This window comes from Fretibacterium fastidiosum, from assembly GCF_964642095.1.
Lineage (GTDB): Bacteria > Synergistota > Synergistia > Synergistales > Aminobacteriaceae > Fretibacterium > Fretibacterium fastidiosum.
Genome location: NZ_OZ209244.1, coordinates 2,483,843 through 2,510,548 on the forward strand (window position 1 = coordinate 2,483,843; position 26,706 = coordinate 2,510,548).

28 protein-coding genes and 1 tRNA gene are annotated in these 26,706 nt (G+C 64.1%); 3 read left to right on the forward strand and 26 right to left on the reverse strand.

Annotated elements, in window-relative coordinates; genetic code table 11:
* The 11 genes from hflX to ACK28C_RS11275 all read right to left on the reverse strand — a co-directional run bounded on the left by hflX (window position 1) and on the right by ACK28C_RS11275 (window position 8,101).
* On the reverse strand, window positions 1-1,152 hold the full coding sequence (gene hflX / locus ACK28C_RS11225) for a GTPase HflX (RefSeq protein WP_409152185.1): 1,152 nt from the start codon (window positions 1,150-1,152) through the stop codon (window positions 1-3).
* Entirely contained in the window at window positions 1,133-1,762 is a 630-nt protein-coding gene (locus ACK28C_RS11230; protein ID WP_409152186.1) for a lysophospholipid acyltransferase family protein, read from the reverse strand. The genes hflX and ACK28C_RS11230 overlap by 20 nt, the downstream gene beginning before the upstream one ends.
* Window positions 1,759-2,433: a (d)CMP kinase gene (gene cmk, locus ACK28C_RS11235; RefSeq protein ID WP_409152187.1), complete on the reverse strand. Its 675-nt coding sequence runs from the start codon at window positions 2,431-2,433 to the stop codon at window positions 1,759-1,761. The genes ACK28C_RS11230 and cmk overlap by 4 nt, the downstream gene beginning before the upstream one ends.
* Window positions 2,434-2,445: 12 nt before the next feature.
* The gene (locus ACK28C_RS11240) at window positions 2,446-3,336 is read right to left on the reverse strand and encodes an HDOD domain-containing protein (protein ID WP_208873149.1); all 891 of its coding nucleotides are present in this window, start codon (window positions 3,334-3,336) and stop codon (window positions 2,446-2,448) included.
* 24 nt (window positions 3,337-3,360) lie between these two features.
* Window positions 3,361-4,095 (reverse strand): pseudouridine synthase, encoded by a 735-nt coding sequence (locus ACK28C_RS11245; RefSeq protein ID WP_015556563.1) that lies wholly within the window; start codon window positions 4,093-4,095, stop codon window positions 3,361-3,363.
* Window positions 4,070-4,711 (reverse strand): SMC-Scp complex subunit ScpB, encoded by a 642-nt coding sequence (scpB, locus tag ACK28C_RS11250; RefSeq protein WP_015556562.1) that lies wholly within the window; start codon window positions 4,709-4,711, stop codon window positions 4,070-4,072. The genes ACK28C_RS11245 and scpB overlap by 26 nt, the downstream gene beginning before the upstream one ends.
* Window positions 4,680-5,459 (reverse strand): ScpA family protein, encoded by a 780-nt coding sequence (locus ACK28C_RS11255; RefSeq protein WP_015556561.1) that lies wholly within the window; start codon window positions 5,457-5,459, stop codon window positions 4,680-4,682. The genes scpB and ACK28C_RS11255 overlap by 32 nt, the downstream gene beginning before the upstream one ends.
* Window positions 5,460-5,477: 18 nt before the next feature.
* Entirely contained in the window at window positions 5,478-6,488 is a 1,011-nt protein-coding gene (trpS, locus tag ACK28C_RS11260; RefSeq protein WP_208873146.1) for a tryptophan--tRNA ligase, read from the reverse strand.
* A 104-nt stretch (window positions 6,489-6,592) separates the two neighbouring features.
* Window positions 6,593-7,363 carry a Nif3-like dinuclear metal center hexameric protein gene (locus ACK28C_RS11265; RefSeq protein WP_015556560.1) on the reverse strand — a complete coding sequence of 257 codons (771 nt, stop codon included), beginning with the start codon at window positions 7,361-7,363 and terminating at the stop codon, window positions 6,593-6,595.
* A 413-nt stretch (window positions 7,364-7,776) separates the two neighbouring features.
* Window positions 7,777-7,853, reverse strand: a tRNA-Ile gene (locus ACK28C_RS11270).
* A 20-nt stretch (window positions 7,854-7,873) separates the two neighbouring features.
* Window positions 7,874-8,101, reverse strand: a complete 228-nt coding sequence (locus ACK28C_RS11275; RefSeq protein ID WP_409152188.1) for a ferredoxin — start codon at window positions 8,099-8,101, stop codon at window positions 7,874-7,876.
* A gap of 221 nt (window positions 8,102-8,322) precedes the next feature.
* Here ACK28C_RS11275 and ACK28C_RS11280 point away from each other — a divergent pair, with 221 nt between their 5' ends.
* Complete coding sequence (locus ACK28C_RS11280; protein ID WP_015556558.1) at window positions 8,323-9,567, forward strand: M23 family metallopeptidase; 1,245 nt, start codon at window positions 8,323-8,325, stop codon at window positions 9,565-9,567.
* A gap of 75 nt (window positions 9,568-9,642) precedes the next feature.
* Here the strand turns inward: ACK28C_RS11280 and ACK28C_RS11285 are convergent, their stop codons facing one another.
* From ACK28C_RS11285 to selA, 6 genes are all read right to left on the reverse strand, one after another.
* Window positions 9,643-11,007: a hemolysin family protein gene (locus tag ACK28C_RS11285; protein ID WP_409152189.1), complete on the reverse strand. Its 1,365-nt coding sequence runs from the start codon at window positions 11,005-11,007 to the stop codon at window positions 9,643-9,645.
* Window positions 11,008-11,173: 166 nt separating this feature from the next.
* Window positions 11,174-12,286 (reverse strand): IS200/IS605 family element RNA-guided endonuclease TnpB, encoded by a 1,113-nt coding sequence (gene tnpB, locus ACK28C_RS11290; protein WP_208873139.1) that lies wholly within the window; start codon window positions 12,284-12,286, stop codon window positions 11,174-11,176.
* Between the two features lie 17 nt (window positions 12,287-12,303).
* On the reverse strand, window positions 12,304-12,696 hold the full coding sequence (gene tnpA / locus ACK28C_RS11295) for an IS200/IS605 family transposase (protein WP_208873137.1): 393 nt from the start codon (window positions 12,694-12,696) through the stop codon (window positions 12,304-12,306).
* A 100-nt stretch (window positions 12,697-12,796) separates the two neighbouring features.
* Window positions 12,797-13,561 (reverse strand): NAD(+) diphosphatase, encoded by a 765-nt coding sequence (gene nudC, locus ACK28C_RS11300; RefSeq protein ID WP_208873135.1) that lies wholly within the window; start codon window positions 13,559-13,561, stop codon window positions 12,797-12,799.
* 2 nt (window positions 13,562-13,563) lie between these two features.
* Window positions 13,564-15,480: a selenocysteine-specific translation elongation factor gene (gene selB, locus ACK28C_RS11305; RefSeq protein ID WP_208873133.1), complete on the reverse strand. Its 1,917-nt coding sequence runs from the start codon at window positions 15,478-15,480 to the stop codon at window positions 13,564-13,566.
* Window positions 15,473-16,906 carry an L-seryl-tRNA(Sec) selenium transferase gene (gene selA, locus ACK28C_RS11310; protein WP_015556556.1) on the reverse strand — a complete coding sequence of 478 codons (1,434 nt, stop codon included), beginning with the start codon at window positions 16,904-16,906 and terminating at the stop codon, window positions 15,473-15,475. The genes selB and selA overlap by 8 nt, the downstream gene beginning before the upstream one ends.
* 151 nt (window positions 16,907-17,057) lie before the next feature.
* On the opposite strand from selA, the gene yedF reads away from it, so the two are divergent.
* Together yedF and ACK28C_RS11320 are read left to right on the forward strand one after the other, a co-directional pair.
* Entirely contained in the window at window positions 17,058-17,876 is an 819-nt protein-coding gene (yedF, locus tag ACK28C_RS11315; RefSeq protein ID WP_015556555.1) for a sulfurtransferase-like selenium metabolism protein YedF, read from the forward strand.
* Window positions 17,877-17,939: 63 nt separating this feature from the next.
* On the forward strand, window positions 17,940-18,776 hold the full coding sequence (locus ACK28C_RS11320; RefSeq protein ID WP_243440610.1) for a nucleoside phosphorylase: 837 nt from the start codon (window positions 17,940-17,942) through the stop codon (window positions 18,774-18,776).
* Window positions 18,777-18,854: 78 nt separating this feature from the next.
* Here ACK28C_RS11320 and rplS read toward each other — a convergent pair whose 3' ends face one another.
* The 9 genes from rplS to gltA all read right to left on the reverse strand — a co-directional run bounded on the left by rplS (window position 18,855) and on the right by gltA (window position 26,705).
* Window positions 18,855-19,208, reverse strand: coding sequence for a 50S ribosomal protein L19 (gene rplS / locus ACK28C_RS11325; protein ID WP_208873131.1), 354 nt, complete (start codon window positions 19,206-19,208; stop codon window positions 18,855-18,857).
* Window positions 19,209-19,231: 23 nt separating this feature from the next.
* Entirely contained in the window at window positions 19,232-20,395 is a 1,164-nt protein-coding gene (gene trmD, locus ACK28C_RS11330; protein WP_015556554.1) for a tRNA (guanosine(37)-N1)-methyltransferase TrmD, read from the reverse strand.
* Entirely contained in the window at window positions 20,395-20,937 is a 543-nt protein-coding gene (gene rimM, locus ACK28C_RS11335) for a ribosome maturation factor RimM (RefSeq protein WP_208874012.1), read from the reverse strand. Before rimM ends, trmD begins: the two co-directional genes overlap by 1 nt.
* A 9-nt stretch (window positions 20,938-20,946) precedes the next feature.
* A complete protein-coding gene (locus ACK28C_RS11340; RefSeq protein WP_015556553.1) occupies window positions 20,947-21,189 on the reverse strand; it encodes a KH domain-containing protein in 243 nt (80 codons plus the stop codon).
* Window positions 21,190-21,245: 56 nt separating this feature from the next.
* A complete protein-coding gene (gene rpsP / locus ACK28C_RS11345; RefSeq protein WP_015556552.1) occupies window positions 21,246-21,515 on the reverse strand; it encodes a 30S ribosomal protein S16 in 270 nt (89 codons plus the stop codon).
* 85 nt (window positions 21,516-21,600) lie between these two features.
* On the reverse strand, window positions 21,601-22,944 hold the full coding sequence (gene ffh / locus ACK28C_RS11350) for a signal recognition particle protein (protein ID WP_015556551.1): 1,344 nt from the start codon (window positions 22,942-22,944) through the stop codon (window positions 21,601-21,603).
* A 40-nt stretch (window positions 22,945-22,984) separates the two neighbouring features.
* The gene (locus ACK28C_RS11355; protein WP_208873129.1) at window positions 22,985-23,314 is read right to left on the reverse strand and encodes a sigma factor-like helix-turn-helix DNA-binding protein; all 330 of its coding nucleotides are present in this window, start codon (window positions 23,312-23,314) and stop codon (window positions 22,985-22,987) included.
* 557 nt (window positions 23,315-23,871) lie between these two features.
* On the reverse strand, window positions 23,872-24,981 hold the full coding sequence (locus tag ACK28C_RS11360; protein ID WP_208873128.1) for a pyridoxal phosphate-dependent aminotransferase: 1,110 nt from the start codon (window positions 24,979-24,981) through the stop codon (window positions 23,872-23,874).
* Window positions 24,982-25,196: 215 nt separating this feature from the next.
* Window positions 25,197-26,705 (reverse strand): NADPH-dependent glutamate synthase, encoded by a 1,509-nt coding sequence (gltA, locus tag ACK28C_RS11365; RefSeq protein ID WP_208873127.1) that lies wholly within the window; start codon window positions 26,703-26,705, stop codon window positions 25,197-25,199.
* Between the last annotated feature and the right edge of the window lies 1 nt (window position 26,706).

Consider the following 26,706-nt stretch of genomic DNA (forward strand, 5'->3'; position numbering starts at 1 on the left):
CTAGAGGCCGGAGGGACGGGTGAACCAGGGGTTCCTCTCCGTCAGGAAGCGCTCGATCTCCTGCCGCAATTCCAAGAGCCCATCGCCGCGAAGGGCGCTCACCCTCACGACGTTCTCCCCCGCGTTCTCCAGCGCCGCCGCCAGCACCTCCGCCTCCGTCCGCTGAACCGCGTCCAGCTTGTTGAGCACCAGAAAGCGGGGCAGCTCATGACAGCGAATCGCCAGGAGGGTGTCGAAGATGACCTGACAGGTCTCCATCGCCCTGGCGTCGGACGCATCCAGGACCAGCAGAAGGAGCTCCGCCTCCTGAATTTCCTCGAGTGTGGCGCGGAACGCCGCCACCAGCTCCGGCGGAAGGCTGCGGATGAAGCCCACCGTGTCCGACAGGAGAAAGGCGCCGCCCCCCGGCAGCGGGATGCGGCGCACCGACGTGTCCAGGGTGGAGAAGAGGCGGTCCTGCGCGACGATGGTCCCGTCGCCCGAAAGGGCGCGCAGGAGGGTCGATTTGCCGCTGTTCGTGTACCCCACCAGCGAGACGGTGGGGAGCCCGCGCTTGCGGCGCCTGTCCCGCACGAGACGCCGCTGTCTGCGGACGTTCTCCAGCTTTTTCGCCATGTCGCGCACCTGGCGCTCCAGCCGTCGGCGGTGGCGCTCGAACTCCGTCTCGCCGGGACCACGGGTCCCGATGCCCCCTCCGGTCCTGGACATCTGCAGCCCCAGCCCCTTCAGGTGCGGGATCTCGTAGCGCGCCATGGCCATCTGGACCTGGAGGCGCGCCTCCGCCGTCAACGCGCGCCGCTCGAAGATCTTCATGATGACGAAGGGACGATCCCACACCGTCACCTTCGTCAGGGCCTCCAGGTTGGCCCTCTGCACGGGGGAGAGGGCCTCGTCGAACACGAGGTAGCGCGCCCGCAGGGAGCTGCAGAAGAGCCTCAGCTCCTCCGCCTTGCCGCGCCCCACCAGGGTCGCGGGGCTTGGCTCACCCCTGCCCTGGGCCGCGGAGCCAAGCGTCTCGATGCCCAGGGACGTAAGGAGAAGGGAGAGCTCCGCAAGGCGTTCCTCCGGACCCTCCCTCTGATCCGGGAGCGAGAGGGCCGCCACGACGGCGCCGCTCCGGCTCTCAGAGCGCTCAGGACGCCTGCGACTCAAGCGACTTCATGACGTCCGTCAGCCGCTGCATGATGACGTCCCTCCCGTCCTTTCCGGAGTAGACCTCATCCGGGAAGCGCAGCGGCTTCGCAAACGTTATCGTGATCTTGTGGGGCTTGATGAAATGCGCGCCGGTCGGCATGGCCTCATAGGCGCCGTGGATGAATACCGGCAGAATGGGCGCCCTCTCGTGGGCGGCGATCAGGGCCACGCCGCCTTCGAGAGGCTTCAGCCTGCCGTCCGGGGAACGGCCGCCCTCCGGAAAGATCAGGACGTCGCTGCCGTCCCGGTAGAGCTTCATGAACCCCCGCAGGGCACCCGCCGCCGAGGCGTTGTCCGAACGGGAGACGGGCACGGCGCCAAGGGCGCGGATGACGGTACCCAAAAACCAGGACCGAAACAGCTCCTCCTTGGCGAAGTAGCGCAGCTGCCGCTTGAAAAAACACCCCACGACCACAGGGTCCAGGTTGCTCGTGTGGTTGCAGGCGACGATCATCCTCTCGTCGGGGTCCAACGGCTCCTCCCAGCGCACGGAGCACCGGTTGTACACCCGAAGCGCCATGCGGAGCAGACCGCTGACGATCGCATAAAAAACCGGGTTCGGCTTCACTCCTCCACGTCCCCCCTTCGCACGGCATCGCGGACAAGGCCCTCGAAGCATTCCACCACTTCGTCCTCGCTCATGTCCGACGTATCCAGCAGGACGGCCCCCTCCGGCCGCCTCAGGGGAGCCGTCTCCCGGCTGCTGTCGAAGCGATCCCGCTCCCGGATCGCCGAAAGCGTCTCCTCGTAGGAGACGTCCTCCCCCTTCGCCTCCCGCTCGAGACAGCGGCGCCTGGCGCGCGCCTCGGGCGAGGCCGTCAGAAAAAACTTCAAGGGCGCATCGGGGAAGACCACGCTTCCCGCGTCGCGCCCCTCCACCACCAGGGAGCCGTACTTCGCCTGATCTCGCTGCAGGCCCAGAAGTGCAGAACGCACGCAGGGCAAGGCTGAATAGGCCGAGACGACCCGGTCGATGCGCGGCGTGCGTATCTTTCGGCTGACGTCCAGCCCGTTGAGCAGAACCCCCTCGTCGCGCAGCTCGACGCGGGCGTCGGCCAGCGCCCGCCGGACCGCGTCCTCCTCGGAGGGTTGAATCCCCGCCTCGTCAAGCAGGAGCGCCACAGCGCGGTAGATGGCGCCGGTATCGAGGTAGCGAACGCCGAGGCGACGGGCCAGCCTCCGCGCCGTGGAGCTCTTGCCGGCGCCCGCCGGACCGTCGATCGTCAGGACGTAGGTCAAGGGGCGTCCTCCCTACAGGCCCTTCATGTCCACCATCTCCTGGGCGATGCGTCCCGCGAAGTCCACCAGGTCCGCCATCAGGTCCTCGAAGTTCGTTATCCCCAGGCGCTCCAGGGGCTCCGGGAACATGTAGGTCTGAAGTCCGTCCGCCCCAAGCCCGATCCCCAACATCAGGCAGATGGAGTTCGCCACGCTGACGACGTCCAGGATCGGCTGGTACTGCAGCTTGTCCTCCGGAAGCTCGTTGGGCTTGTGGTGATAGGCCACCGCCATCTGATACGCCTCGGGCAGGTCCCAGCGCTCGGTCAGAAGGGCGCCCACCATGGCGTGATCGAACCCCAGCACGCGAAACTCCGCCTCGGGGAACGGGATGTGTTCCTCCTCGACCATCTTCACGATGAGCCCGTAGCCAAAGCGGACGTAGTCGTTCAGCACCACCTTGCCGATGTCGTGAAGGAGGCCGCCGACGTAGGCGTCCTCGGTCTGCACCTTGCCCGTCACCTGGGCGATGTAGCGCGACGCATAGGCCACCGTCAGGGAATGGCGCCACAGCTCGCCCCTGTCCAGCGCGTAGCCCGACAGGCCCTTGTCCATAACGGAGTAGACCGTTGCGGCAAGGACGATGTTGCTGACGCTCTTGTACCCCAGAAGAGCGATCGCCTCCGAGATGTTGGAGATGTTGCGGGTCATGCCGTAAGCGGCCGAGTTGGCCAGCTTCAGCACCCTCAGCACCAGCCCCTCATCCCTGGACAGGCTCTGAGCGACGTCCGACGCGTTGCTTGTGGGATCGTTCAGCTTACGCAGCGTCTCCAACACAAACTGGGGGAAGGACTTGATGTCCTTCAGCTTGCTGATAATGCGCGTCTTGATCAGTTCCTTTGAACGTTCGTCTACCTCACTCACGAACTCGTCCCCCTTGCATGCAGGTTATACTACTCCACCCTCGAATATTTTAGTGTACAGTTCGGAAAAAGACAAATCCACAAACTCACCCGGACGAAGTTTCTCAAGGACCATCTTTCCAAGCCGCCTCCGGACCAGGCGCTCCACCGAAAAGCCCGCCAGGTTCGCCATCACGCGAACCTCCCGCTTGAGCCCCTCGCCGATGACAACGGACACCCACCGCCCCTCTGGCTCCCGGTCCATGAGGGTCACGGAGATCGGGACGGCCCTCCGCCCCTCGATCTCAAATCCCCCGCGCCATCGCGCAAGCTGGCGCTCGTTGATGGGGACGTTCAGGAGCGCCTCGTACTCCTTGTGGAGCCCCTTCGAGGGGTGCATGACCTCCTGGGTGAGGGCGCCGTCGTTCGTGAGGATCAGAAGCCCCTCGCTCTCCCGGTCCAGCCGCCCCGCGGGATAGACCCGGCGCGACTTCACGGCCTCCGGGAGCAGATCGACCACCACGGGGTCGTACTTGTCGCTTACGGCGCACACCACGCCCCCCGGCTTGTTCATGACCACGTACACGGGCTCCGTCGCCTTCAGGGTTCGGCCGTCGCAGGTCACCTCGTCCACCTCGGGATCGACCTGAAAGAAGGGAGCCAGGACGATCCTGTCCCCCACCCGCACGCGCCCGGCGCGGATAACTTCCTCCGCCCGCCGGCGCGAGGCGACGCCGCAGGCGGCGAGAAATGCGTTAAGCCTCGTCCCTCTCACCTCCATCCCTCACGTCGTCCTCCCCACCCCGTCCGTCGTCGTCCAGGGGCCCCGCGCCCAGTTCGCCCAGCTCCTCCAGGCTCGGCAGGTCCGCGATCGCCTCCAGGCCGAAGACCTCGAGGAACCTCGGCGTGGTCCTGTAGAGCAGGGGGGAACCGCTGGCCTTCTTGCGCCCCGCGATGCGGATGAGCTCGTGGCCCAGGAGCGTCTCGATGACCCGCTCGGAGCGGAAGCCGCCGCGCAGCTCCTCGACCTCGCTCCGCGTGACCGGCTGGTTGTAGGCGATGATCGCGGCCGTCTCAACCGCCGCGCGGCTCAGGCGGACGCGGCCCCTCTGGGCGGTGTCCCGAAAGCGCGACAGGACCTCCGCGAAGTGGGGGTTCGTCCCCAGGACCCACCCTCCGGCCATGGCCTTCAAAACCAGCCCGTGCCCGCTCTTCAAGTGTTCGCCCAGCTCCTCGATGGCCCGCGCCAGCTCCGCGCCGGACACCTCGAAGACCCCTCTCAGCTCTGCCTCGGACACGGGCGAGGACGCCAGGAAGAGGACGGCCTCGATCTGGGCCGCCAGCACGGAGAGGCCCTCCCCGGCCTCAGGCTGCCGACCCGGCAAGGACCTTGACATCGGCGAAGAGCTCCTCCTGCTCTATGCGCACCCTGCCCATGCGGCACATCTCAAGGAGCGCCAGGAGCGTGACCACCAGCAGCTTGACCGAGTGCGCGGCGCGGCACAGGGCGCTCAGGAAGAGTGTCCCCTCCCGCGCCAGCCGACCGTCCAGCTCCGCGATTCGGTCCTCGATCAACGCCTCGTCCGGCGCCGCCTCGGCGAACCCGTCCCAGTCGGCGGCCTCCTCCTCCAGCAGGCGTTCCCGCTCGCGGCTCCGTTCACGGTCGTGGCGTTCAAAGACCCCCCACCAGACGCGGGCCAGGAAGTAGAGGTCCCCAATGTCGTATTCGAGGTCCAAAGCCTCCCCTCCTCCGTCCTCCGCCGCGCCCTGAGCGGGTCGCCTGAAGCAGCGCGACTGCTCCTCAAGCCGCCCCCACAGCCAGTGGGACGCCACACGGTAGGGGCGGTAGCGGACCAGGGTCTCCATAAGGGCCTCCTCGTCGACCTCGACCTCCTCCTCCGGCCCGGGCTCCGCGCCGGGCAGGAGGGAGCGGGTCTTGGAGAGGATGAGCCCCGCCGCCATGTAGAAGAACTCCGCGATCGTCTCGACGGAAGCGCGCTTCGTGCGCGCCAAGTACACCCCGTAGATGCGCACCAGCTGCCGCACTTTGATGCGGGACGCCTCCATCTGCCGGCTCTCCACGAGGCTGCAAAGGAGGTCCAGGGGGCCGGAGAACCCCTCGACGGAGATGTCAAAAGCCTCCATAGGCATTCCCCTGCCGGGCTACCTTGCGGGGTTCACCAGCAGCCCCATGGCGGGATAGATCGACCCCATCGTCTCCCGCGCGACGGCCTCGGCGCGGCGCGCCCCATCGGTCAGGATATCGTCCAGGAGCTTTCTGTTCCCCTCATAGCGGGCGCGGCGCTCGCGCACCGGGGCCATCATCTCCTGAATGTGCGCGTTCAGCCGCTTCTTGCAGTCGACGCAGCCGATCCCCGCCGTGCGGCAGCCCTCGGCGATCTCTTTTTTCTCCTCATCGTCGGGGTTGAAGACCTTGTGGAGGTCCCACACGGGGCAGATGTCCGGGTTCCCCGGATCCGTCCTCTTGATGCGCGCGGGGTCCGTCACCATGCCCCGAAGCTTTTGCCACATGGACTCCGCCGACTCCGATATCTGCAAGGCGTTGCCGTAGGACTTGCTCATCTTTCGCCCGTCGATGCCCGGAACCTTGGGCGTCGCCGTGAAGAGCGGCTGAGGCTCCACCAGCAGCCCCTCTCCGAAGAAGTTGTTGAAGCGCCGCACCGTCTCCCTGCTCAACTCCAGGTGCGCGCTCTGGTCCTCCCCCACCGGCACGAGGCTCGCCCTGTATAGCAGGATATCCGCCGCCATCAGTACGGGATAGCCCAGAAAGGCGTAGGTGCTCAGGTCCTTGTTCTTGATGTTGTCGATCTGCTCCTTATACGTGGGGTTGCGGTAGAGCCAGCCCAGGGGGGTGATCATCCCCAGGGCCAGAGCCAGTTCCGCGTGCTGCGGCACGTGCGACTGGACAAAGATCGGGCTCTTCTCCGGGTCCAGCCCCACCGCCAGCCAGTCCAGCAGGGCCGTGTAGCAGTACTCCCCCGTCTCCGCCGATTCAGCGTAATTGGACATCAGGGCGTGCCAGTCCGCCAAACTGTAAAAGCAATCGTACTGCTCGTCCTGCTGCAGTTTGACAAAATTGCTCAACGCCCCGGCCATGTGTCCCAGGTGCAGAGGCCCCGTGGGCCTCATCGCGCTGAAAACCCGCTTCTTCAAAACAGACCAATCCTTTCGTTCCTGTCCGTACACGTGCGGCCGGCCCTCTACCCGATCGGGGACGGGCTACCTGATTCAATCAGCGTTTGTCCGACTCCAGCATTTTATAAGCGAATGGGGGCGCTCAATCCCCTCACGTCGATCAACACCGTCTCGATGCCGCCCCCCGCGCCGATCCGTCGGGCCAGCTCCGGGAGGGAGACGCACTCCATCTCCCCATGGTCCGCGACGGCGACGGCCAGTCCTGCGCGGGTCGCGTCCATCAACTCGTGATACTTGACGTCCGCCGTGAGGTAGATATCCGCGCCCCAGGCCCCGGCGGCAGGCCAGAACTCCGCGCCCGCACCGCCGCAGAGGGCCACGTGCAGTATACTACAGTTTGCAGGCGCGTAACAGTCGAGGCGGGTCAAATTCCACGCCTCCCTGACCCTCTCGATGAAGCGGTCGAGCGCCTCCGCCTCCGGGAGGTGGCCCTTCGCCCCCAGTCCCGTGTTCAGGTCGAGGGGCGTTATCCCCATCAGGCCCAGGCGGCCGGCCAGCTCCCAGCTGACGCCCCCTTCCGCGCAGTCCCAGTTCGTGTGCGCCGCCAGGACGGCCACGTCGCGCTTGATCGCCTCCCGCACGGCGCGCCCGGGGTCGGAGTTGAGGTCCAGCTTCTTCAAGGGGCGAAACAGGAGCGGATGATGGCACAGGAGCGCCTGACACCCCTGCTCCGCTGCCGCCGCGACCGCCTCGCCGACGGGGTCAAGGGCTATGCCGACGCGGCTGACCTCCGCGTCCAGATCCCCGACCATCAAGCCCACGTTGTCCCACTCCTCAGCCAGGCTGAACGGCGCGACACGGTCCACCCGTTGCAGCAGATCGCGAACTTTCATCGCCTGTCACTCCCCTATTAAGGAAACACTGATTAAGTCGTTGAGAACTGTCAACCGCATAGACTCCCTTCAGTGCCTGAAACTTCACCAGGCCGCGCGAAGCGCGTGGGGATTGGGGCGTAGCCCCATTTTAAAATTTCAGGGAAGCGCTGAAGGATACCCCTTGTTTGATGCTCCTTGATTGCTCTCAACAACTTTTGAAGATTAATCAGCGCTTCCTTAAATTTACAGCCGCAGGGCCCGAAGTGCCGCCTTGAAGCGACTTGAAGCGAAAGGAGCTCGCGAAATCGGCCCCCACCGCCTCCGTCCTCAAGCGCGGCCCGTCCTCCCCTCGACGCTCCTTTCTGAACGACGAAACCCCGCCTCGCGGCGGGGGTTGTCATAGACCGGACGTTTTGCCGGATATTTCGTCATGGTGGGCCCACCTGGGCTCGAACCAGGAACCTTCCGGTTATGAGCCGGTGGCTCTAACCACTTGAGCTATAGGCCCGTATCTTGAAATTATAACCGTTATTCAACCCGAATGCAACCGACGGGGCAGCTGGATTCAGCCTCCCTTGCAGATTCATCCTCCGTCTCCGCCTTGACGACCTTTGCCGTCCCCTTCCCCTCGTCCAGGGCGAAATTTTCGGGGCTGATCTGTACGCAGAGCCCACAGCCTATGCACGCTGTCTGATCCAGGGAGATCTTCATTGTCCTGTCTCTCGCCTCCGTCCAAAGAGCACGCACGCCTTCCATACTCTTTACAGCCCATTTTAATATGAGCGCGCCCCTCCGTCAAACTGCGTGGAGCACACCACAGTGCACGGCCTCCCGCGCTGCGCGGGAGACGGGCGTTTTTGGGTTTTGTACAAGGGGGAAAACTTTCGCCTCTACGAAAAAACCGCCTCCCCAAATCCATTTTTTTCTGCAATAATGAGCTCCACTGAAATGAAACGGCATAGAGGGGCGGTTTTGAAATGTCCACCAATCGAAAAAGAAAACGAGGGCTCTTCCTCGCAGGGGCGCTGTACGCCGCAGCCGCGCTGCTGGTACTCCTGACCTGCTGCGTCAGGGAGGCCTGCGCGGCCAGGTGGGAGAGCCTGACCCTCTCCGACGACGTCGCAGGAGGCCTCGAGAGCCTCGACAAGTTCTGCCTCCTCCACGACCTGTCCTCAGCCGACGTCCTGTGGGCGAACAACTGCACGGTGAGCGACCTCGCTCCAGGGAAGGTGCTCTACCTTCCGAAATCCAGGACGGACGTGTTGTCCCTGTGGCAGCACCAGGGCGCTTGGCAGCCGAAAGCGCTGGTCAAGACGACGTCCGCCGCAGTCGCGGAGCGGGCGCGGGGGGCCAGCGGCGTCCCTCCCGTCTCGGCCTCGCTCAGGCCCACGCCGCCCGCCCCCCAGGCAACGGGCACAAAGCCCGCTCCACCCCCCGAAGGCGGCAAAACGTCTCCAGTCGCCCCGCAGGGCGCCCCCAACAAGGCCCCCGCACCGCCAAGCCTCAAGGACGCCGTCGCAGGGCGCCCGGCACAGGACGGCAAGCGCGAGACTCCGGCGACGGGCAAGGTGACGAAGGACAAAAACGCCGACGGCAAGGACGGAAGCGGGAAAAAGCAGGCGAAGGCCGCCCCGCTCCTCCTCCTCTCGCCGGACGGCGACTCGGGCACCGGCCCCATGAGGCTTGTGATCTCAGGCGATTCGGTCGCCATCGTGCGCCTGCCCAAGAGTGCAGCGCCCAGGACGCCATCCATGGCGGACCTGAACCGCTCGTTCCTGTTCCCCACGTTTCCGGAGACGCCCCCCTCCGAGGACGCCCATCCCTCCGTCGGCCTCCGAGGCAAAAAGATGCTTTGGCCTGTCAACGGCGCGGTCAGCTCCGGGTTCGGAAAGCGCGGCTCAAGGAAGCACGATGGAATCGACATCCCCATGCCGGCCGGCACCGTCATCCGCGTGGCGAAGGACGGCGTCGTCGCCCGGACGGGAACCAACAAAACGCCGTGCTACAGCGGGTACGGAAACTTCGTCCTCGTCAACCACGGCAACGGGCTTCAGACGCTCTACGCGCACTGCCAGAAGGTCACCGTAAAGGTCGGCCAGAAACTGCAAGAGGGTCAGATCATCGCCAACGTCGGACGCACGGGGCGCGCCACGACGAACCACCTCCACTTCGAGGTCCGCGTCAACGGCAAGCCCGTGAACCCCGTCCTCTACCTTCGCTGACGCACTGTGCAGAGCGCAGCCTGAAAACGGAAGCCCGCCCGCATTCTCCTCCCGCTGTTTCGCGGCGAAGCCCGATCACTTCTCCCCTTCGTCCGCATTCCCTGCGGGAGCGGCGCCCGATTGCGGGGGTGTCGCGTCTGCGCCCTCCGCTCCATTCGGCGCACCGACCGACAGACGCGTCACCAGGATCTGTCCGATTCGGTAGCTCTCCAGGTCCATGACCTCAAACTTATGCCCTCCGTAGGTGACGAAGTCCATGCGGTGCGGGATGCGCCGAAGCATGTACGTCATAAAGCCGCCGATCGTCTCGTAGTTCTCCTCATCGGGAAAGGCGTCGAGCCTCAGGACGTGTTTGACGTCCTCGATGGGGGTGGCCCCTTCCAGCAGCCACGACGTATCGTCCCGCTTCGTGATCTGCTCCTCCTCCCCGACGAGCCGCCCCATCAGCATCAGCATGATGTCCTGCAGCGTGATGATCCCCACGACGAGCGCGTACTCGTTCAGCACGACGGCCAGGGTCTCCCCCCTTCCCTTGAAGTGGTCCATCGCCTCCGCCAGCGTCAGCGTGTCGGGAAGGATGAGCGGCGGACGAATCTCAAGCCCGTCATCAAGGGCCAGACGCTGTCCCTTGATGACGCGCTCCAGGAGCTCCTTTGAGTCCACGTAGCCGATGATGTGATCGATGTCCTTATCGCACACCAGGTAGGTGGAGTGGGCCTCCTGGGCAATCTTGTCCTTGATGCTGATCTCGTCCTCGTGCAGGTCGAAGTAGACGATGCTCTCCCTTGCGGTCATGGCGGACGGAACCGTGCGCACGTCCAGTTCAAAGACGTTGCCGATCAGGTCCTTTTCCTGCTTGCGGAGCACCCCGGCCACCGTTCCCGCCTCCACCATGGCGTAGAGGTCGTCGGAGGTGATGTCGTCCTTCCTCTTCTCCGGGAAGCCCATCAAGCTGTAGATGGCGCTACTCACGGCGTTGAGCATACGGGCGATCGGGCCGCAGAAGAAGATGAGACGCCTCATGCCGTCGATCGTCCTGACCGAGGTCCCCTCCGGAATGGCCATGGCGATGCGCTTCGGGATCTGGTCCGCGAACACGACGAAGAAGATCGTGACCCCAAAGAAGGGGAGCGCTGAGGCGATCTGGGCACGAACGGGACCGGGGATGGCTTCGGGAAGGCGCTCCAGGATCAGGGGCGCAAAGGATGCGTCCCCCACGATGCCCGCCAGGATCGCCACGAAGTTCAGCCCGATCTGCACCGTCGTGAAAAAGAGCCCCGGCTGGTCCTGAAACGACAGGACCCTTGCGGCCTGGAGGCTGCCCTTCTCCGCAAGCGGCCGCAGCTTAACCCGGCTCGAAGCCGCCAGCGATATCTCCGACAGGGAAAGAAAAGCGCTCGCCGCAGCCAGGAGCATCACGGCAATCAATCCAAACAACATCTTTCATGCCTCCTCACTGCACGTGACAGCTCCCCACGGCTAAAGCCTGGGGCTTCCTGCTTCGCAGACCACAGCCTTTCGCAGTTGAAAGGTCTTACACAATCTCCACAGGCGTAGGAGTTCTGCAACTCCGGTTTGGGCGCGTCCCGCCCTACCAGCTCAAATTTTATACTACCGACAGGAGGCGACAGCCCTCTATCAGAATATTTTTAGCGGCATTGACATCTCTGTTGTGGTGCGTTCCACACCTTGGACAAGTCCATTCCCTGACGGACAAATCTTTCACCTCTGCGTTCTGGTACCCGCAGAAGGAACACAACTGGCTGGAGGGGTAAAACGAGTCTATCTCCACGATACGCCGCCCATACCAAGCCGCCTTATACCGCAGTTCCCGTTTCAATTCGAAGAAGGACGCATCAGCAACAGCGAGAGCGAGACGATGATTTTTCATCATACCCTTGACGTTCAGATTCTCAACGCAGATAATGGCGTTGTTTTTGATGAGTTCGGTCGTTGTCTTCTGCATTGTGTCGCGACGCTGGTTGGCAATCTTTTGGTGGAGTTTTGCCACTCGCACTCGTGCTTTGTCGCGGTTTTTGCTGCCCTTTGTTTTTCGAGTCAGCCTCCGCATCGCACGTTTCAGCCGCTTTTCCGTTTTCTTCAGATACTGCGGATTTTGGTACTTCTCTCCATTGCTGGTGACCGCCAGCTCCTTCACGCCTAAATCCACGCCGAGGGCACCGTGTGTCGCAGGCAAAGAGCGAGAGGGCACATCAGAGCAGCACAGCGAGACGTAATATTCCCCTGCCGGATTTTGAGAGATGACAGCAGAAAGGATATGCCCGAGGGGTATGCGATGTACACGGCACTTCACAAGACCGAGCTTGGGAAGCTGAACAGCGCTGTCCAGAACCTTGATATTGCTGTTCGTGCGATAAGACCTGTGGTTATCGTGCTTTCGCTTAAATTTCGGGTAGCCGCAGGGTTTTACGCCCTGTTTTACACGCCGAAAAAAATTCTTATAGGCATTATCCAGGTCTTTAAGAGCGTTTTGCAGGGAACATTTATCAGGTTCTCTGAGCCAGTCCAGACCCTGCTTAAGAACTGTGAGAGATTTGTCCTGTTGGAAGCGTGATGGGGCTTTGCCCGTCTTCTCATACGCTTCTTTGCGCTCCGCAAGGAAGTAGTTATAGACGTATCGTACACAGCCAAATGTGCGCTGTATCAAGTCTTCTTGTGCCTTATTGGGATAGAGACGAAACTTATACGCGCACTCCACGCACATTCACCACCGTTTCAGACGTTTTTCTGATTCTCGATATACTGCTTAATAACTGCCAACGGCGCCCCACCAACCGTTGATACGAAGTAGGAATTTGTCCAGAGCGTAGGGAGACGTGATTTCAACGATGGAAATTCACTTCGCAATGTATGAGAGGAAACGCCCTTGATGTGGCGCACCGCTCTATTAATCCCATATTGCGGGTCTACCTCAATCAGCAAATGGACGTGGTCGGGCATAATCTCCAATTCCAGAATGTCTGCGCTGATGCCTTCAGCAATACTATATATCAGTTCCTTCAATCTCGTTTCTATCTCACCAACCAGAACCTTACGCCTGTACTTAGGACACCAGACAACATGATATTTACAGGAATAGACAACATTCCTATTCGATTTATATTTCATGAAAAACAGTATACCAAAACGATAAAACTAATGCAAGATATTTTATGTTTTCAGCGGCTCACCCCAGCCCTGAAGGGCGGGGCTTGCGCCGCTTGTTCGGTCAAGGCCGCGGGCAGCCTGGGCTGTGCGTCGCGATGAAGTGGTCGATCAGCCGTCTGGAGATGCTGGCGGAGTTGGGAATGCCCTTCGGGATGTCCTGCGGCGCAAACCAGCCGGCCTCCCCGATCTCCACCCCGTCGGGACGCAGCTCCCCTCCCTTCCAGCGGGCCGTGAACCCCAGCATCAGCGAACACGGAAAGGGCCAGGACTGGCTGCCGAAGTAGCGGATGTCCTGCACCTCGATGGACACCTCTTCCATCACCTCGCGGGACACCGTCTCTTCCAGCGTCTCACCGGGTTCCACAAAGCCGGCAAGGACGCTGAAGCGCCCCGCAGGCATGTTCAGGTTGTGAGCCAGAAGGAGCTTCCCCTCCCGCTCGATGGCCGTGATGATCGCCGGGGAGAGCGGCGCGTAAAACGTGCGCCCGCACTCGGCGCAGCGCCGTCCCCTGTCCTTCTGACGGGGCACGAGGGGCGCGCCACAGAAGGAACAGAGGCGGACATTCCGCCACCAGCTCATGTACTGCCACGCGGCCCCCGCCCGCGCGAAGGGGCCGTCGCCGAACTTTCCCCAGACCTGGCGCAGCCCCAGCCACTCCGACCCCACCGGAGGCTGAAACGCCTCGTCCACCTCGCACCAGGGCGTCAGCTCCTGCCACGGACGGGGAAAGTCCAGCGAGCAGCGAAGCGCAGACGACGGGCGCTCCCCCGGATCGGCCAGGCCGTCCCGCGCCGCCAACACCTCGTCGCCTCGAAAGATCAGCACAGCTACTGTCCTTTTACGACGCGGACGTCCCCGACGCGCCGGGTGTACCCCTTCGAGTCGAAGTACTCCAGCACGGGAAGGATAAACTTGCGGGAGCTCTGCGTCCTGTCCCTCACGGCAGCCAGGGTCACGTTTCCGCCGATCTCCCGCAGGATGCCCAGCATGGCCCGCTCCAGCTCCGCCGTCAAGACGTAGCCCCCCGGCAGGAGGGCCAGCTCACGCGAGTTCCTGAGGCTTTGGATGAGCGCGCCGAACACAGGCTGCGAGAGCTTCATCTCGTCCCGCAGCTCGTCCAGCGTGAGGAGTTGCCACCCCTGTCGGCGGCAGATCTCCGCCAGCCTCTGGCTGTTCTTCAGAAACTCCCCCTCGCTCCTCGGGGCGAAGTCCGGCGTGCGGACCTTATTTTCGTCCAGCGTCAGGGCGCCGTCCTCGATCATCAGGGCGATCAGGGAGCGGAGCGCACGGGCGTCCGGAAGGGGAACCTGCCGCAGCGCCTCGTCCAGGGGAAGGCCCGCCTCAGCGGGGAAAGACTTCTGGTAGGCCAGGACGGCGTCCTTCAGGTCCGTCTTCAGCTCCGCGCAGCGGGCAAGCGAGAGGTAGAGCGGCTTATCCCCCTTCAGCTCCACGATCCTGCCGGAGGCGGCGAGGTTCTTCGCGATGTCGGCGCAGTTGGCGAGGGTCTCCTGCATCGCCACCGCCGCGCTCTGGGCGTCCATCGCCCTGGCGTCGTCGATGAGCCGCTCCAGGCGAACCGAGGGCGTTCCGGCGGACAGGAGTGCCCTCATCCGGGCGAGTACCCGCGCCCTCGCCTCGGCCCCTCTGGGCTTTCGGGAGTAGGGAAAGACCACGCCCCCCCCGCCAATCGTGATCAGCGGGCTGTAAAAGCGGATGATGAACCGCTGGTTCAAGGTGCAGACCACCGGCTCTTCAAGGACGAGTTGGGCAGGCTCCTCGGTCCCCGGCCGTATCTGCTTCGACTGCAAAAGCGCCACCCGCGCCAGGACCTCGGACGTCCCAATGCAGAGGTGAACGCGCTGCCAGTGCCGCAGCGGCTCGCGGACGGAGGGCAGGAGACGGATCGTGGCGTCGAAGCAGGCCGTCGGAGCGTAGATCCCCCTCTGGCAGACGACGTCGCCGCGCTCGATCTGATCCACGGCGACGTTCGTCAGGTTGGCCGCCACGCGCTGCCCCGCGCAGGCCTCGTCAACCGGATGGCCGTGGACCTGAAGGCTGCGGATCTTTCCCTGCCTCCCGGTGGGGAGCACCTCCACCTCCGTGCCGGGGCGCGCCATCCCCCGGTAGGCGGTCCCCGTGATCACCGTGCCGAAGCCGGAGATGGGGAAGGCCCGGTCGATGGGCAGGAACAGGGCACCGCTGCGGGGACGCGGCCTCACCCGATCCACCAAAGCCACGATCTCCCGCCTCAAGACGTCCAAATTGGCGCCGGACAGGGCCGAAACGGGGACGATGGGTTTTCCGTCCAGGAACGTGCCGCGCACGAACTCCTTCACGTCCTCCCGAACCAGCTCCACCATTCCCTCCTCCACCCGGTCGGCCTTCGTGATGGCGACGAGGCCGTCGTGCACTCCGAGGAGCTCCATGATGGCCAGGTGCTCCCTGGTCTGGGGCATGACCCCTTCGTCCGCAGCCACCACGAGGAGCGCCGCGTCGATACCGGAGGCCCCGGCCACCATCTGCCGGATGAAACGCTCGTGCCCCGGCACGTCGATGACGCTCACGACGCGCCCATCCTGGAGGTGCAGCGGGGCAAAGCCCAGTTCTATCGTGATCCCGCGCTTTTTCTCCTCGAGCAGACGATCGCAGTCCACCCCGGTGAGGGCGGAGATCAGGGTCGTCTTTCCATGGTCGATGTGTCCCGCCGTCCCGATGACGAGACAAATCTCCTTCTCCTCATTCACAGGCACATTCCCCCTTCCCCGCAAGCGGGCCGGCCTCCGGCTGGAGGGCTGCAAGGGCGTTCACCACGACCTCCTCGTCCCCCGGTTGGAGGGTCCTGACGTGCAGCACCAGCGCGTCGTCCCTGGCGCCGGCGATGACGGGACGCTCTCCCTCCCTCAATAGGGCCTGAAGGCGCCCCGCACCCCCCGCCGGATGTCCGCTGACGGCGACCCCCCAGCCCGCGAGAGGCTTTTCGGGGTAGGACCCTCCGCCCACGGCGTCCTCCACGGAGACCACCTCCACCTGCGCGGCAACCCGCCCCTTCAGGGCGGCGGCCAGGCCCTCGGCACGCTCCCTAAGGGTCTCCGCAGGAATCCGGATCATGGCCGGCGTCGGGATGTCGTCCAGCGCCCCGCGCCTGTAGAGGCGCAGGGTTGCCTCGAAGGCGGACAGGGTGATCTTGTCCACGCGCAGCGTCCTGAGGATGGGGTGCTTCCTCAGCCCGTTCACGACGGCACGACGTCCGGCGATGACGCCGATCTGGGGACCGCCCAACATCTTGTCCCCGGAGAAGGTGATGAGGTCCACGCCCTGCTGCAGGGAGGTCCGAACGTCCATCTCCCCCCGCAGGCCCAGCAGCTCGCCGTCAACGAGGAGGCCGCTTCCGGCGTCCTCCATGAAGACCACCCCGCGCTCATGGGCCAGCGCGGCCAGGTCCTTCCGCTCCGGGGCCGCGGTGAAGCCCTCGATGCGGAAGTTGGAGGGGTGCACCTTCAGGAGCATCGCCGTGTTCTCCCCCAGGCCGGCCCTGTAGTCCTCGATGTGCGTTCGGTTCGTCGTGCCCACCTCCACCAGCTTCGCGCCGGAGAACTCCATGATGTCCGGCACGCGGAAGGAGCCGCCGATCTCCACCAGCTCGCCCCGCGAGACGACGACCTCCCTGCCCCGGGCCAGGGCGATGAGGCAGAGGAGGACGGCCCCGGCGTTGTTGTTCACGACGAGCGCCGCCTCGGCGCCGGTCAGGTCGCAGACCAACCCCTCGACGTGGACGTTGCGCTGCCCCCGAACCCCCTGCGCCAGGTTGTACTCCAGGTTCGAGTACCCTCGCGCCGCGCGCTCCATCGCCCGCACGGCCTCCGCGGCCATGAGGGAGCGGCCCAGGTTGGTGTGGATGACCACCCCGGTCGCGTTGACGACGCGGCGCAGGTTCGGCCTCTCCGCCTCGGTCAGGGCGCCGAGGCACGCCTCCCGGATGCGCTCCGGGGAGACGTCCTCTTCCTGCCCCGTGAGCATCCGGCGCCGGACGGCCGTCAACTCGCCGTTGATGACCCGCTTCACCGTCTCCCTGCCCGCCCTCTCGATCCAGGGCCGTGCCCAATCCTGCGCCAGCAGGACGTCCATGCCAGGGATCGCCCGAAGTTTTTGCTTGATGTCCTCAACCGTCATCTTTGTCCCCACTCCTGAAACGTCTTTAAAATTCTCCCGGCGGCGCGCGCCGCCTGCTGGATAGTTTTCTTCAATCATTCTATAATATCAACCATTCTATAATAATTGAGTTCAGTGCTCAAGCTCTTATAGACGCAGGAGGATGCTCTCGATGGTCACAGTGAACGCGTTCGGTAAGTCCGGCCCGGAACCGGCCGCAATGACGAAGGAGGCGCTGGAGAAGGGGGCGGACGAGGTTCGCGTGATCGTTGACAGCCCAACGGCAGCCGCGAGCGTCAGAGATTTTTTGATCGGGGCGGGCCTCCGCGTCCAGCTCCAGGACGACGAGGGACAGCTGATCGTCGTCGGCGAGAAAAAAAAGGACGCCGCCGCCGACGGACCGAAGGGAGAGACGCCTCCTCCCACCGCGCAGGAGGCCAAGCCACTCGAAGGGTCGCCGCGCCGCGAGCCGCATCGGGCGGAAGAGCCGACTCAGACGGAGGGGCCACACCCAAAGCCCCAGGTCCCCTTCCGGCAGCCCCCAATGGAGGGAGCGCCGGGCAGCCGCCGTGGGAAACGCTCCCGCTCAAAACAGAAAAAGGAGCCGGAAGCCGTCCCCCAGAAGGGACAGGAGCTTGCCCCCCCGCGCGACGACACGTCCCTTGCCGTCCTCATCACGGGGGATACCTTCGGGCGTGGCAGCGAGGAGCTTGGAGGGGTGCTCGTGAAGAGCTTCCTGAAGACGCTGGCGGGCCTTGAGACTCCGCCGACCGTTCTGGCCCTGATGAACGGAGGGGTGAAGCTGGCCCTCTTCGACTCCTCCACCTGCGACCGCCTGAAGGACCTGGAAAGGCGGGGGACCAGGGTCCTCGTGTGCGGCACCTGCACCAATTTTTACGGCGTAACGGACAGCGTCGGCGTCGGCATCATCTCCAACATGTACGAGATCGTGGAGACGATCGCCAGGGCGGGCAGGATCCTGAGCCTCTGACCCCAAGGCGGGCTCAGGGAAAAAGGGGCTGAAGGGACCGCATCGCGAAAGGGGAGGAGAACCGTGAACTCGGATTGGAAGTCCGGGGCCGAACGGCCCGTCATGGAAGGGGACCTGCAGTACCACATCCGCTGCCGAAGGGGCGACGTGAACCGCTACGTCCTCCTTCCGGGGGACCCGGCCCGCGTCGAGGCCATCGCCCAGGGCTGGGGAAGCTCGCGTTTCATCGCCGACAACCGCGAGCACCGGACGTGGAGCGGTGAGTTGGACGGCATCCCCGTCACCGCGTGTTCCACCGGCATGGGAGGACCGTCGACCTCCATCGCGCTGGAGGAGCTGGCCGCGCTGGGGGCCGACACCTTCATTCGCGTCGGGTCCTGCGGGGCCATCCAGGAGGGAGTCGAGTGCGGCGACCTCGTCATCTGTTCGGGAGCCATGCGGCAGGACGGGACCAGCCAGGATTACATCGACCTGTCCTACCCCGCGGCGGCCAGTTACGAGGTGACCGCCGCCCTCGTGGAGTCGTGCGAGCGCCTCAAGGTGCGCTACCACGTAGGCGTCAGCTGCACGACGGCGTCCTTTTACTGCGGCCAGGCCCGGCCGGGGCTGAAGGGCTACTCCCCATCCTCCCAGGCCCATAAGGTCGAGGACCTGAACCGCGCGGGCGTCATGAACTTTGAGATGGAAGCCGCCACGGTCCTCACGCTTGCCGGACTCTACGGCCTGCGCGCGGGGGCCGTCTTCGCCGTCGTCGCCCACCGCCTGAAGGACTCGTTTCAATACGTGGGCATCGATCACAGCATCCGGGCAGCCAACGAAGCCCTGAAGGTCCTGGCCGCCTGGGACAGGGCCAAGGAGGCCAGAGGGAAGCCCTTCTGGTTCCCCGGCCTCCTGGCCTGACGGAAGGCGACGCAAGGACACAAAAGTCCCCTCAGGCCCGCGTTTCGACGGGCTCGAGGGGACCGAAGGCGGCAGGCTTTACGCGAAGTCGCGGCGCTCCTTGATGCGCGCGGCCTTTCCGCTCAACTTGCGCAGGTAGTACAGCTTCGCGCGGCGGACGCGCCCCTTGCGTTGGACCTCGATCTTATCGATGGAGGGGCAGTGCAGGGGAAAGACCCGCTCCACCCCGATTCCGCTCGATACCTTGCGCACGGTAAAGGTCTCGTCCAACCCGCCGTGCTGGCGCGCGATAACCACGCCCTCAAAGACCTGAATTCGCTCGCGGGCGCCCTCCTTGATCTTCACGTGGACGCGAAGGGTGTCGCCCGGCCGAAAATCGGGCGCAGGGTCCGCCTTAAGATAATTCTTCTGGACAAGGTTCAATACGTTCACTGGTGCTTCCTCCTAAATAAAAATCAGCGCTTTCCTAAAAATCGATCCAGTGCAATTCCCGCCCTGACCGCCAGGGGCAGCGTCTCCGCCTCCTGAGCCACCGAGGCGTAAACCGCAGGGCCTTCCGCGATCTCCCCCGCCTCCACTCCGTCGGGGAACAGAAAGAGCAGCGGCCCGTCGTGCTCGAGGCAACGGCGCTTCGCCTCCAGCGTATGAAGGCTGCCGCTTCGGGGCTGAGCCTCTACAACGACGGTCAGCGTCGGCCGTCCTTTCCCGTGGGACCGGGCCCAATCCCAAACGCGGGACAGGCTCCCCAGGACCCTGGGGACGCCGGAGGCCCCCGCCGAGAGCGCGTCGAACGAACGCCGCTCATCGGGGCGAAGGATGACGAAAAAAGGCCTCCCCAGCCCGTAAAAACGGCAGAGGGAGGAGAGGGCCTCCGCCCCTTCCGGCGTCGGCCCGTCGGCCGTGAGGAGCGCCAAGCGGGCCCCTCCGGAGAGGTAGTCCCCTATCGCCGCCCTTGCCAGGAGGTCGGGACGGCGGATCAGCGTTCGCTCCACCGCCCTGGCCCGACGCCAGGTCCGAACCTCCGCCTCGTTGCCGCTCAAAAGCACCTCCGGGACGTCCATTCCCCTCCAGGAGGCTGGCCGGGTGTAGTGCGGATGATCCAACATCCCGCGGTAAAAGGAGTCTTCCTCCACCGCCTCCCCTCGACCGACAACCCCCGGAACGAGGCGCGCCATCGCGTCGATGACAGCCATGGCGGGGATCTCGCCCCCGGTGAGGACGCAGTCGCCCACCCTCACCTCAAGGTCCACCTCGCGCTCGACAAAGCGCTCGTCAATCCCTTCATAATGACCGCAGAGGATAACGACGTGTTCCTGGCGCGAGAGCGTCTCAACGATCTCCTGGGTCAGGAGCGTCCCCTGCGGAGAGGGATACACCACACAGGCCTCACCCTCGCCGCGGGCCGCATTCAGCGCGTCCTCCAGCTGAGGCGCCGCGAGGACCATGCCCCCCGCGCCAAAGGCGTAATCGTCGATTTGACGATACCCGCCCCGACCGAACTCGCGAAGGTCCACCAAATCCACCCGCAGCAGGTTCCTTTTGACGGCGCGGCCGACGATGCTCGTCGAGAGAAAATCGCGAAAGAACTCCGGAAACGCCGTGACGATCGTTACGTGCATCAGTCCCAGAGCCCCTCGATCAAAGCGATCCTGAGACGGCCTCCCTCGAGGTCGATGTCGCGAACGAACTCCCGGACGGCAGGGATGTAGTGCAGGCCCCCTGCGGCGTCGCGTATCTCGTACAGCTCGTTGGCGCCCGTGAGGAAATCCGTCACCGTTCCCAGAGGGCGCCCCTCCAGGTCTTCGACAGCGAGGCCGATCAGGTCGTCAACCCAGAAGCTGCCCCGCGGAAGCTCGACCCGCTCCTCCCGATCGATGAGGATGGACGCCCCCACACAGGCCTCCGCCTCATCCCGCGTCGAAAGGTCTGTCCGCAGCGTGAGGAGGTTGCGTCCCTCGTCGAAGCGGACGCCGCGCACCTCGAGCGTGCGGAGGACGTTCCCTCCACGATAGAGGGCGATCGTGCTCATCGCCTGGAAGCGCTCCGGGAAGTCCGTCAGAGGGACCACCGTCAGCGCTCCCTGAAGGCCGTGCGCGGAGGCTACACGTCCGATCTGGATTTTTTCAGACGCCTGGACGCCCTTCGAGGCCGCTCTGGAAATCGTGCTTCACTACTCCTCTACGATATCGACGTCCACACGCTCGCCGGCTTTGACGGCAGCCGCTTTGGCCAAAAGCCGGATGGCGTTGATCGTGGCGCCGCGCTTTCCGATGATGCGTCCCACGTCCTCGTGGGCAACACGAATCATAACCTTGAGCCCGCTCTCCTCTTCGCCGCTCTCCACGCTGATGGCATCCGGCTGAGTGACAAGATGTCTAACGATGAACTCGACAAGTTCCTTGTAATTGACCATTGTGGCACCTCCTGTTTTTTTGCGGTGACGTGCTGAGGATGAACTCCAAAAAGTCCCTACTGGGCCTTTTTGCTCTCGAACTTCTCCCAAATGCCCTGCTTCTTCAAAAGCCCGCGCGCCGTGTCCGAGGGCAGGGCCCCGACGCTCAGCCAGTACAGAGCGCGATCCTCGTTGATGGCCACGGCCGCCGGATCGGTCATGGGGTTGTAGGTCCCGATCAGCTCGATGAACTTCCCGTCCCTAGGGGAATGGGAGTCCGCAACCACCAACCTGTAGTAAGGGGCTTTCTTTTTGCCCAAGCGCGACAAACGAATCCTCACTGCCATTACAACAAGACACCTCCTGAAAAATCTGAGGGAAGAAAACTTCCCAACGGACACCTGAAGCGATCTCTCCCTGCGGGGCAGGGCCTCAGCGAATGCCACCCATCCTGCCGAAGAGGGAGCGGAGCTTGAACTTGCTGTCCCCTGCTGCGGAAAAGGTCTTGAAGAGCTTTCGCATCTGCTCGTACTGCGCCAGCAGCTGGTTCACCATCTGCACGGACGTCCCCGAGCCCAGCGCGATCCTACGCCGGCGCGACCCCTTGATGATCCGGGGGTTACGGCGTTCAGCCGGCGTCATGGACTGGATGATCGCCTTGCTCCGACGGATGGCGGCGTTGTCCGCCTCATCGACGTTTATCCCCTTCAGGCGGCTGAAGCCGGGGATCATCTCCATCACCTTGCCGAGGGGCCCCATCTTCTCGATCTGCTGAAACTGGAGCAGAAGGGTTTCCAGCGTGAACTGCTTTCCCTTCAGGCTGTTTGCGATCTTCTGGGCGTCGCCGGCGTCCGCGGCCTGAACCTTTTCCACGAGGCCCTGGATGTCCCCCATGCCCATGATGCGCCCTGCCATCCGCCGGGAGTCAAAGACCTCGAGGGCATCCGTCCGCTCCCCCACCCCGGCGAACTTCACGGGCACGTCGGTCACCGCACGGACCGCCAGCGCGCTTCCGCCTCGGGCGTCGCCGTCGAGCTTCGTCAGGATCAGCCCCGTCAGCGCCAGGCGCTCATGGAACGCCCTCGCGACGTTGACTGCCTCCTGCCCCATCATCGCGTCCAGCACCAGGAGCTTCTCGTGGGGCGGGAGCGCCGAGGCGATGGCCGAGAGCTCCTCCATCAGTTCCTGGTCCAGGTGCAGGCGTCCCGCCGTGTCCAGCAGGATGACGTCGTTCATGCGGTCCGCCGCACGCTGTCGGGCCCCGCGCACCACTTCCAGGACGTCCGTCCCTCCGGCGTCGGGCCCGTAGAAGGCGACCCTGGCCTCCTCCGCCAGCACCCTCAGCTGGTCGACGGCCGCAGGTCGCCGCAGGTCACACGCCACGACGAGGGGATTGTGGGAACCCTGAAGCCGTCGCGCCAGCTTGACCGTCGTCGTCGTCTTTCCGCTTCCCTGAAGCCCCACCATGAGGATCACCGTGGGGGGCATCGAGGCGATGGCAAGCGGAGCGGGGTCCCCCATCAGGGAGACGAGCTCCTCGTACACCACCGTCGCGATGTGCTGCGCGGCGCTGATCGACTCGATGACGTCGAGTTGCAGCGCCCTCTCCCTTATCCTGGCGACGAGGCTGCGGGCCACCTTGAAATCGACGTCCGCCTCCAGCAGGGATTTGCGTATCTCGCGAAGCGCGGCGTCGACGTCCGCCTCCGAGAGCTTTCCCCTGCTTCGCAAACGCGAAAATGCGGCCTCCAGCTTCTCCCTCAGTGCGTCAAACATTCCCTGCTCTACTCCTTAAAGACGGAGGACGATAAAACGCTCACACGCCTCCATTCGTTTCGTTCAAGCGCAAGGCTTCGTTCCTCGCCTCAAGCTCGTGAATCCGCTCCTCCAGCCGTCGGGTCGTCTCGGAGAAGTGAAGCTCTCCCTCGATCGCCTCGAGGCGCTCCATGACGCGCCGCTCCAGGATGTGGACGGCCTGACGGCTGACCCCCAGCGAACGGGCGACCTCCGTCGGGGCCAGGTCAGCAAAGTAGAGCATCTCGTAGACGTCCCGCTGACGCTCCGTCAAAAGGGGGGAGTAAAAGTCGTAGAGCGAATTGAGATAGACCCTTCGCTCCAGGCGCTCCCCATCGTTCAAAGCGGCCACATCGCATCCACTCCTGAGCTTCGGATCGGCGGTGATACAGCACACTCCTCGAGTCGGGACTAATTATAAGGAGCCTGCGACATCTTGTCAAGCATTTTTGTTTTACGCCTGTCGTTGTTCTGTGATCATGTCATCCTAAGTAGTCAGAGAAAATGTCACCCCTCTCCGCGGAAGGCAGGTCTCAGGAAAAAGCACACGACTCACGGCGAAATGGGCCTCATTCACGGCAACCGGGACAGACGTCCCCAGCACAGGATAGGTGAAGAGATACGCCTCGACGCGCTCCGTCTTTACCGGGACAAGTATCATGACTTCAACTTTTCCCATTTTGCCGACAGTCTGAAGGAGGCTGAGAGGTCGCAGTGTGCCGTTCCGAGCAATGCGACAAAAGAAAATGAGGGCGAACCTGCAAAAACTCACACGACCGCCCCCAACCATCCCTGAAAGCGCTCTTTCAGGAAAAACGGTCACCCTGGCTCAGAGCTGCCTCAGTCCAAGGTGACTCAAAAGTGACTTTTTTCTGGCTATTGACATCATTTATACGTGAGGACGGGGTGCTACAAGGCGTCCGTAAAGCGTTCCAGGGCGTCCATGGCCCTCATGAGGCTATCCATGGCCTGGGTGCAGGCGATGCGGACGTAGCCCTCCCCGCTCTCCCCAAAGGCGTCGCCCGGCAGGAGGCCCACCCTCGCTTCCCGCAGGGCGCGCAGGGAGAACTCCTCGCTGGAGAGCCCCGTCCCGCTGATGTCCGGGAAGAGGTAGAAAGCCCCTGCCGCCGGCCGGCATCGGACGCCCTTCATCGCGTTCAGCCTGGCCTCCACCGCCCTGAGCCTGTCCCCGAAGGCGGCCCTTCGTTCCTCGACCTTCGCATCCTGCGTGTTGAGGGCGTAGGCGGCGCCCTTCTGAGCGAGCGTACACACGCCGTAGGTTCGAGAGGAGGAGAGGAGGCACATCATGGAGGCCACGTCGGGCGGCGTCATGGCGTAGCCCAGGCGCCACCCCGTCATGCAGTGGCTCTTGGACACGCCGCCGATCGTGATCGTCCTCTCCCGCATCCCCGGAAGGGAAGCGAAACAGACGTGTTCGCCGCGAAAGACCAGGGACTCGTAGATCTCGTCGCTGATCACCAGCAGGTCCCTCTCCACGGCAAAAGCCGCAATCACCTCCAGCTGCTCGCGGGAGTACACGCTGCCGGAGGGGTTTCCGGGCGAGTTGACCACGATCCCGCGCGTCCTGGACGTCACGGCCGCCCTCAGGTCCTCCGCGGTGGGGGCAAAGTTGTTCTCCTCCCTGGTGGGGACCCCGACGGGGACGCCCCCGCAGTCCCGAACCTGCACCGCGTACACCGTGAAGTAGGGCTCCAGCAGCAGGACCTCGTCGCCGGGGTCCAGCAGCGCCTCAAAGAGCAGCTGCGTCGCCTGAAGGGCCCCGTTTGCGATGACGACCTCCTCCGGGCTCAGGCTGAGGCCATGACGCCGCTCCCAGTAGCCGCACACCGCCTCGCGCAGGTCGCGAAAGCCCTGAAGCGGGGGATAGTGCGTGCTGCCCGCCCGCGCGGCCCGTGCCGCGGCATCGATGACGTCCGGCTCCGTCGTGAAGTCCGGCTCGCCGATGCTGAGGTTCAGGACGCCCTCCATCTGGGCGATGGCCCGGAACATGCGCATCATGCCAGACGGCTTAAACTTGCTGAAACGCTCCGCCACTCTCATTCAAAATCCACTTCCCTTCACAAAGGCTGCACTGCTGGAGGACCCCTCATTGTCGATGGTCCTTGATCGCTTCCAACAACTTCTTAAGGTCAATCGCACTCCCTTAGACAAAAGGGGCGGAGAAGCCCCCGCCCCAACGCAAACCGACATCCTTCGGAAAGAAAAGCGCTCCGTTATTTCTTCGCCAGGTACTCGTTGATGTTGGCGGCCGCCTTGCGTCCCTCACCCATGGCCAGAATGACGGTCGCCGCGCCGAGGACGATATCGCCGCCCGCCCAGACCTTGTCCAGGCTGGTCCTCTGCGTCTCCTCCTCGACGATGATGTTGCCGCGCTTGTTGACGTTCAGCCCTGCGGTCGTCTTCGCCATCAGGGGGTTCGACATGTTGCCCAGCGCGACGACTGCGGCGTCGATCTCCAGCACGTGCTCCGTGCCGGGCTTCACCACCGGGCTGCGGCGGCCCGACGCATCGGGCTCCCCCAGCTCGTAATCCAAGAGCTCGACCCCTGCGACGCGCCCCTTCAGGGCCCTGTCCTCCGTCTCGAGGGGAATGAAGCGGGTGGGGTTCTGCAGGAAGAGGAACTCGACGCCCTCTTCGAAGGCGTGCGCCACCTCCTCGGCGCGGGCCGGCATCTCCGCACGGGTGCGGCGGTAGATGCAGTAGACCTTCTCCGCCCCAAGGCGGTAGGCCATGCGGGCCGCGTCCATCGCGACGTTGCCGCCGCCGAAGACGGCCACGCGCTTCGCCTGATAGAGCGGGGTGTCCGCCTCCTCCGTGTCGTAGGCCTTCATCAGGTTGGCGCGGGTGAGGTACTCGTTGGCGCTGAAGACGCCGGTCAGGTTCTCTCCCTCGATGTTCAGGAACTTGGGGAGGCCTGCGCCCGTCCCGATGAACACGGCATCGTACCCATCGGTTTCGAGGAGCTGCTCCAGGGTCTCTGTGCGCCCCACAAGGAAGCTCGTCTCGAACTTCACGCCCATCTTCCTGAGGTTCTCGACCTCTTTCGCCACGATCTCCTTGGGAAGACGGAACTCAGGGATGCCGTAGACCATCACGCCGCCCTGCTTCTGAAGCGCCTCGAAGACCGTGACGTCGTGTCCCGCCCTGCGGATGTCCGCCGCCACGGTCAGCCCGGCCGGGCCGGAACCGATGACGGCGACCCTCTTGCCCGTCGGAGCAGCCGGCGTGGGGACGGTGGTCTTATTGTTGTTTCGCTCCCAGTCCGCCACGAAGCGCTCCAGGCGCCCAATGGCCACGGCCTTCTCCGTGGACTTCAGCATCTTGCCCACCGTGCAGAAGCTCTGGCACTGCTTCTCCTGGGGGCAGACGCGACCGCAGATCGCCGGAAGGAGGTTCGTCTCCTTGATGGTGTCCACGGCAGCCTTAAAATCGCCCTTCTGAATGTGCGCGATGAAGTCCGGAATGTGGACCCCCACGGGACAGCCCTTCACGCAGGGCTGATTTTTGCAGTTCAGGCAGCGCTCCGCTTCGACCCTGGCCTGCTCCTCCGTGTAGCCCAGCGCCACCTCCCCCATCTCGCGGGCCCTCTTGACCGGGTCCCGCGACGGCATCTCCTGCTGCGGGATGGCCGCCCTGTCCTTGGGGGTCAGCGTCTTGCCCTGAATCTCGCCCCAGAGTTTCTCGGCCTCCTGGGCCAACATTTCGGTCGTCTTGTGTTCCATC

Bases quoted from the DNA above. Each gene is read 5' to 3' on its own strand.
- ffh (WP_015556551.1), bottom strand. From the start codon at position 22,944: ATGTTTGACGCACTGAGGGAGAAGCTGGAGGCCGCATTTTCGCGTTTG.
- ACK28C_RS11255 (WP_015556561.1), bottom strand. From the start codon at position 5,459: ATGGAGGCTTTTGACATCTCCGTCGAGGGGTTCTCCGGCCCCCTGGAC.
- yedF (WP_015556555.1), top strand. From the start codon at position 17,058: ATGGTCACAGTGAACGCGTTCGGTAAGTCCGGCCCGGAACCGGCCGCA.
- ACK28C_RS11275 (WP_409152188.1), bottom strand. From the start codon at position 8,101: ATGGAAGGCGTGCGTGCTCTTTGGACGGAGGCGAGAGACAGGACAATG.
- selA (WP_015556556.1), bottom strand. From the start codon at position 16,906: ATGACGGTTGAGGACATCAAGCAAAAACTTCGGGCGATCCCTGGCATG.
- ACK28C_RS11280 (WP_015556558.1), top strand. From the start codon at position 8,323: ATGTCCACCAATCGAAAAAGAAAACGAGGGCTCTTCCTCGCAGGGGCG.
- trmD (WP_015556554.1), bottom strand. From the start codon at position 20,395: ATGCACGTAACGATCGTCACGGCGTTTCCGGAGTTCTTTCGCGATTTT.
- gltA (WP_208873127.1), bottom strand. From the start codon at position 26,705: ATGGAACACAAGACGACCGAAATGTTGGCCCAGGAGGCCGAGAAACTC.
- ACK28C_RS11360 (WP_208873128.1), bottom strand. From the start codon at position 24,981: ATGATGCGCATGTTCCGGGCCATCGCCCAGATGGAGGGCGTCCTGAAC.
- ACK28C_RS11285 (WP_409152189.1), bottom strand. From the start codon at position 11,007: ATGTTGTTTGGATTGATTGCCGTGATGCTCCTGGCTGCGGCGAGCGCT.
- ACK28C_RS11340 (WP_015556553.1), bottom strand. From the start codon at position 21,189: ATGGTCAATTACAAGGAACTTGTCGAGTTCATCGTTAGACATCTTGTC.
- tnpA (WP_208873137.1), bottom strand. From the start codon at position 12,696: ATGAAATATAAATCGAATAGGAATGTTGTCTATTCCTGTAAATATCAT.
- scpB (WP_015556562.1), bottom strand. From the start codon at position 4,711: ATGTCAAGGTCCTTGCCGGGTCGGCAGCCTGAGGCCGGGGAGGGCCTC.
- ACK28C_RS11245 (WP_015556563.1), bottom strand. From the start codon at position 4,095: ATGGAGGTGAGAGGGACGAGGCTTAACGCATTTCTCGCCGCCTGCGGC.
- ACK28C_RS11265 (WP_015556560.1), bottom strand. From the start codon at position 7,363: ATGAAAGTTCGCGATCTGCTGCAACGGGTGGACCGTGTCGCGCCGTTC.
- rpsP (WP_015556552.1), bottom strand. From the start codon at position 21,515: ATGGCAGTGAGGATTCGTTTGTCGCGCTTGGGCAAAAAGAAAGCCCCT.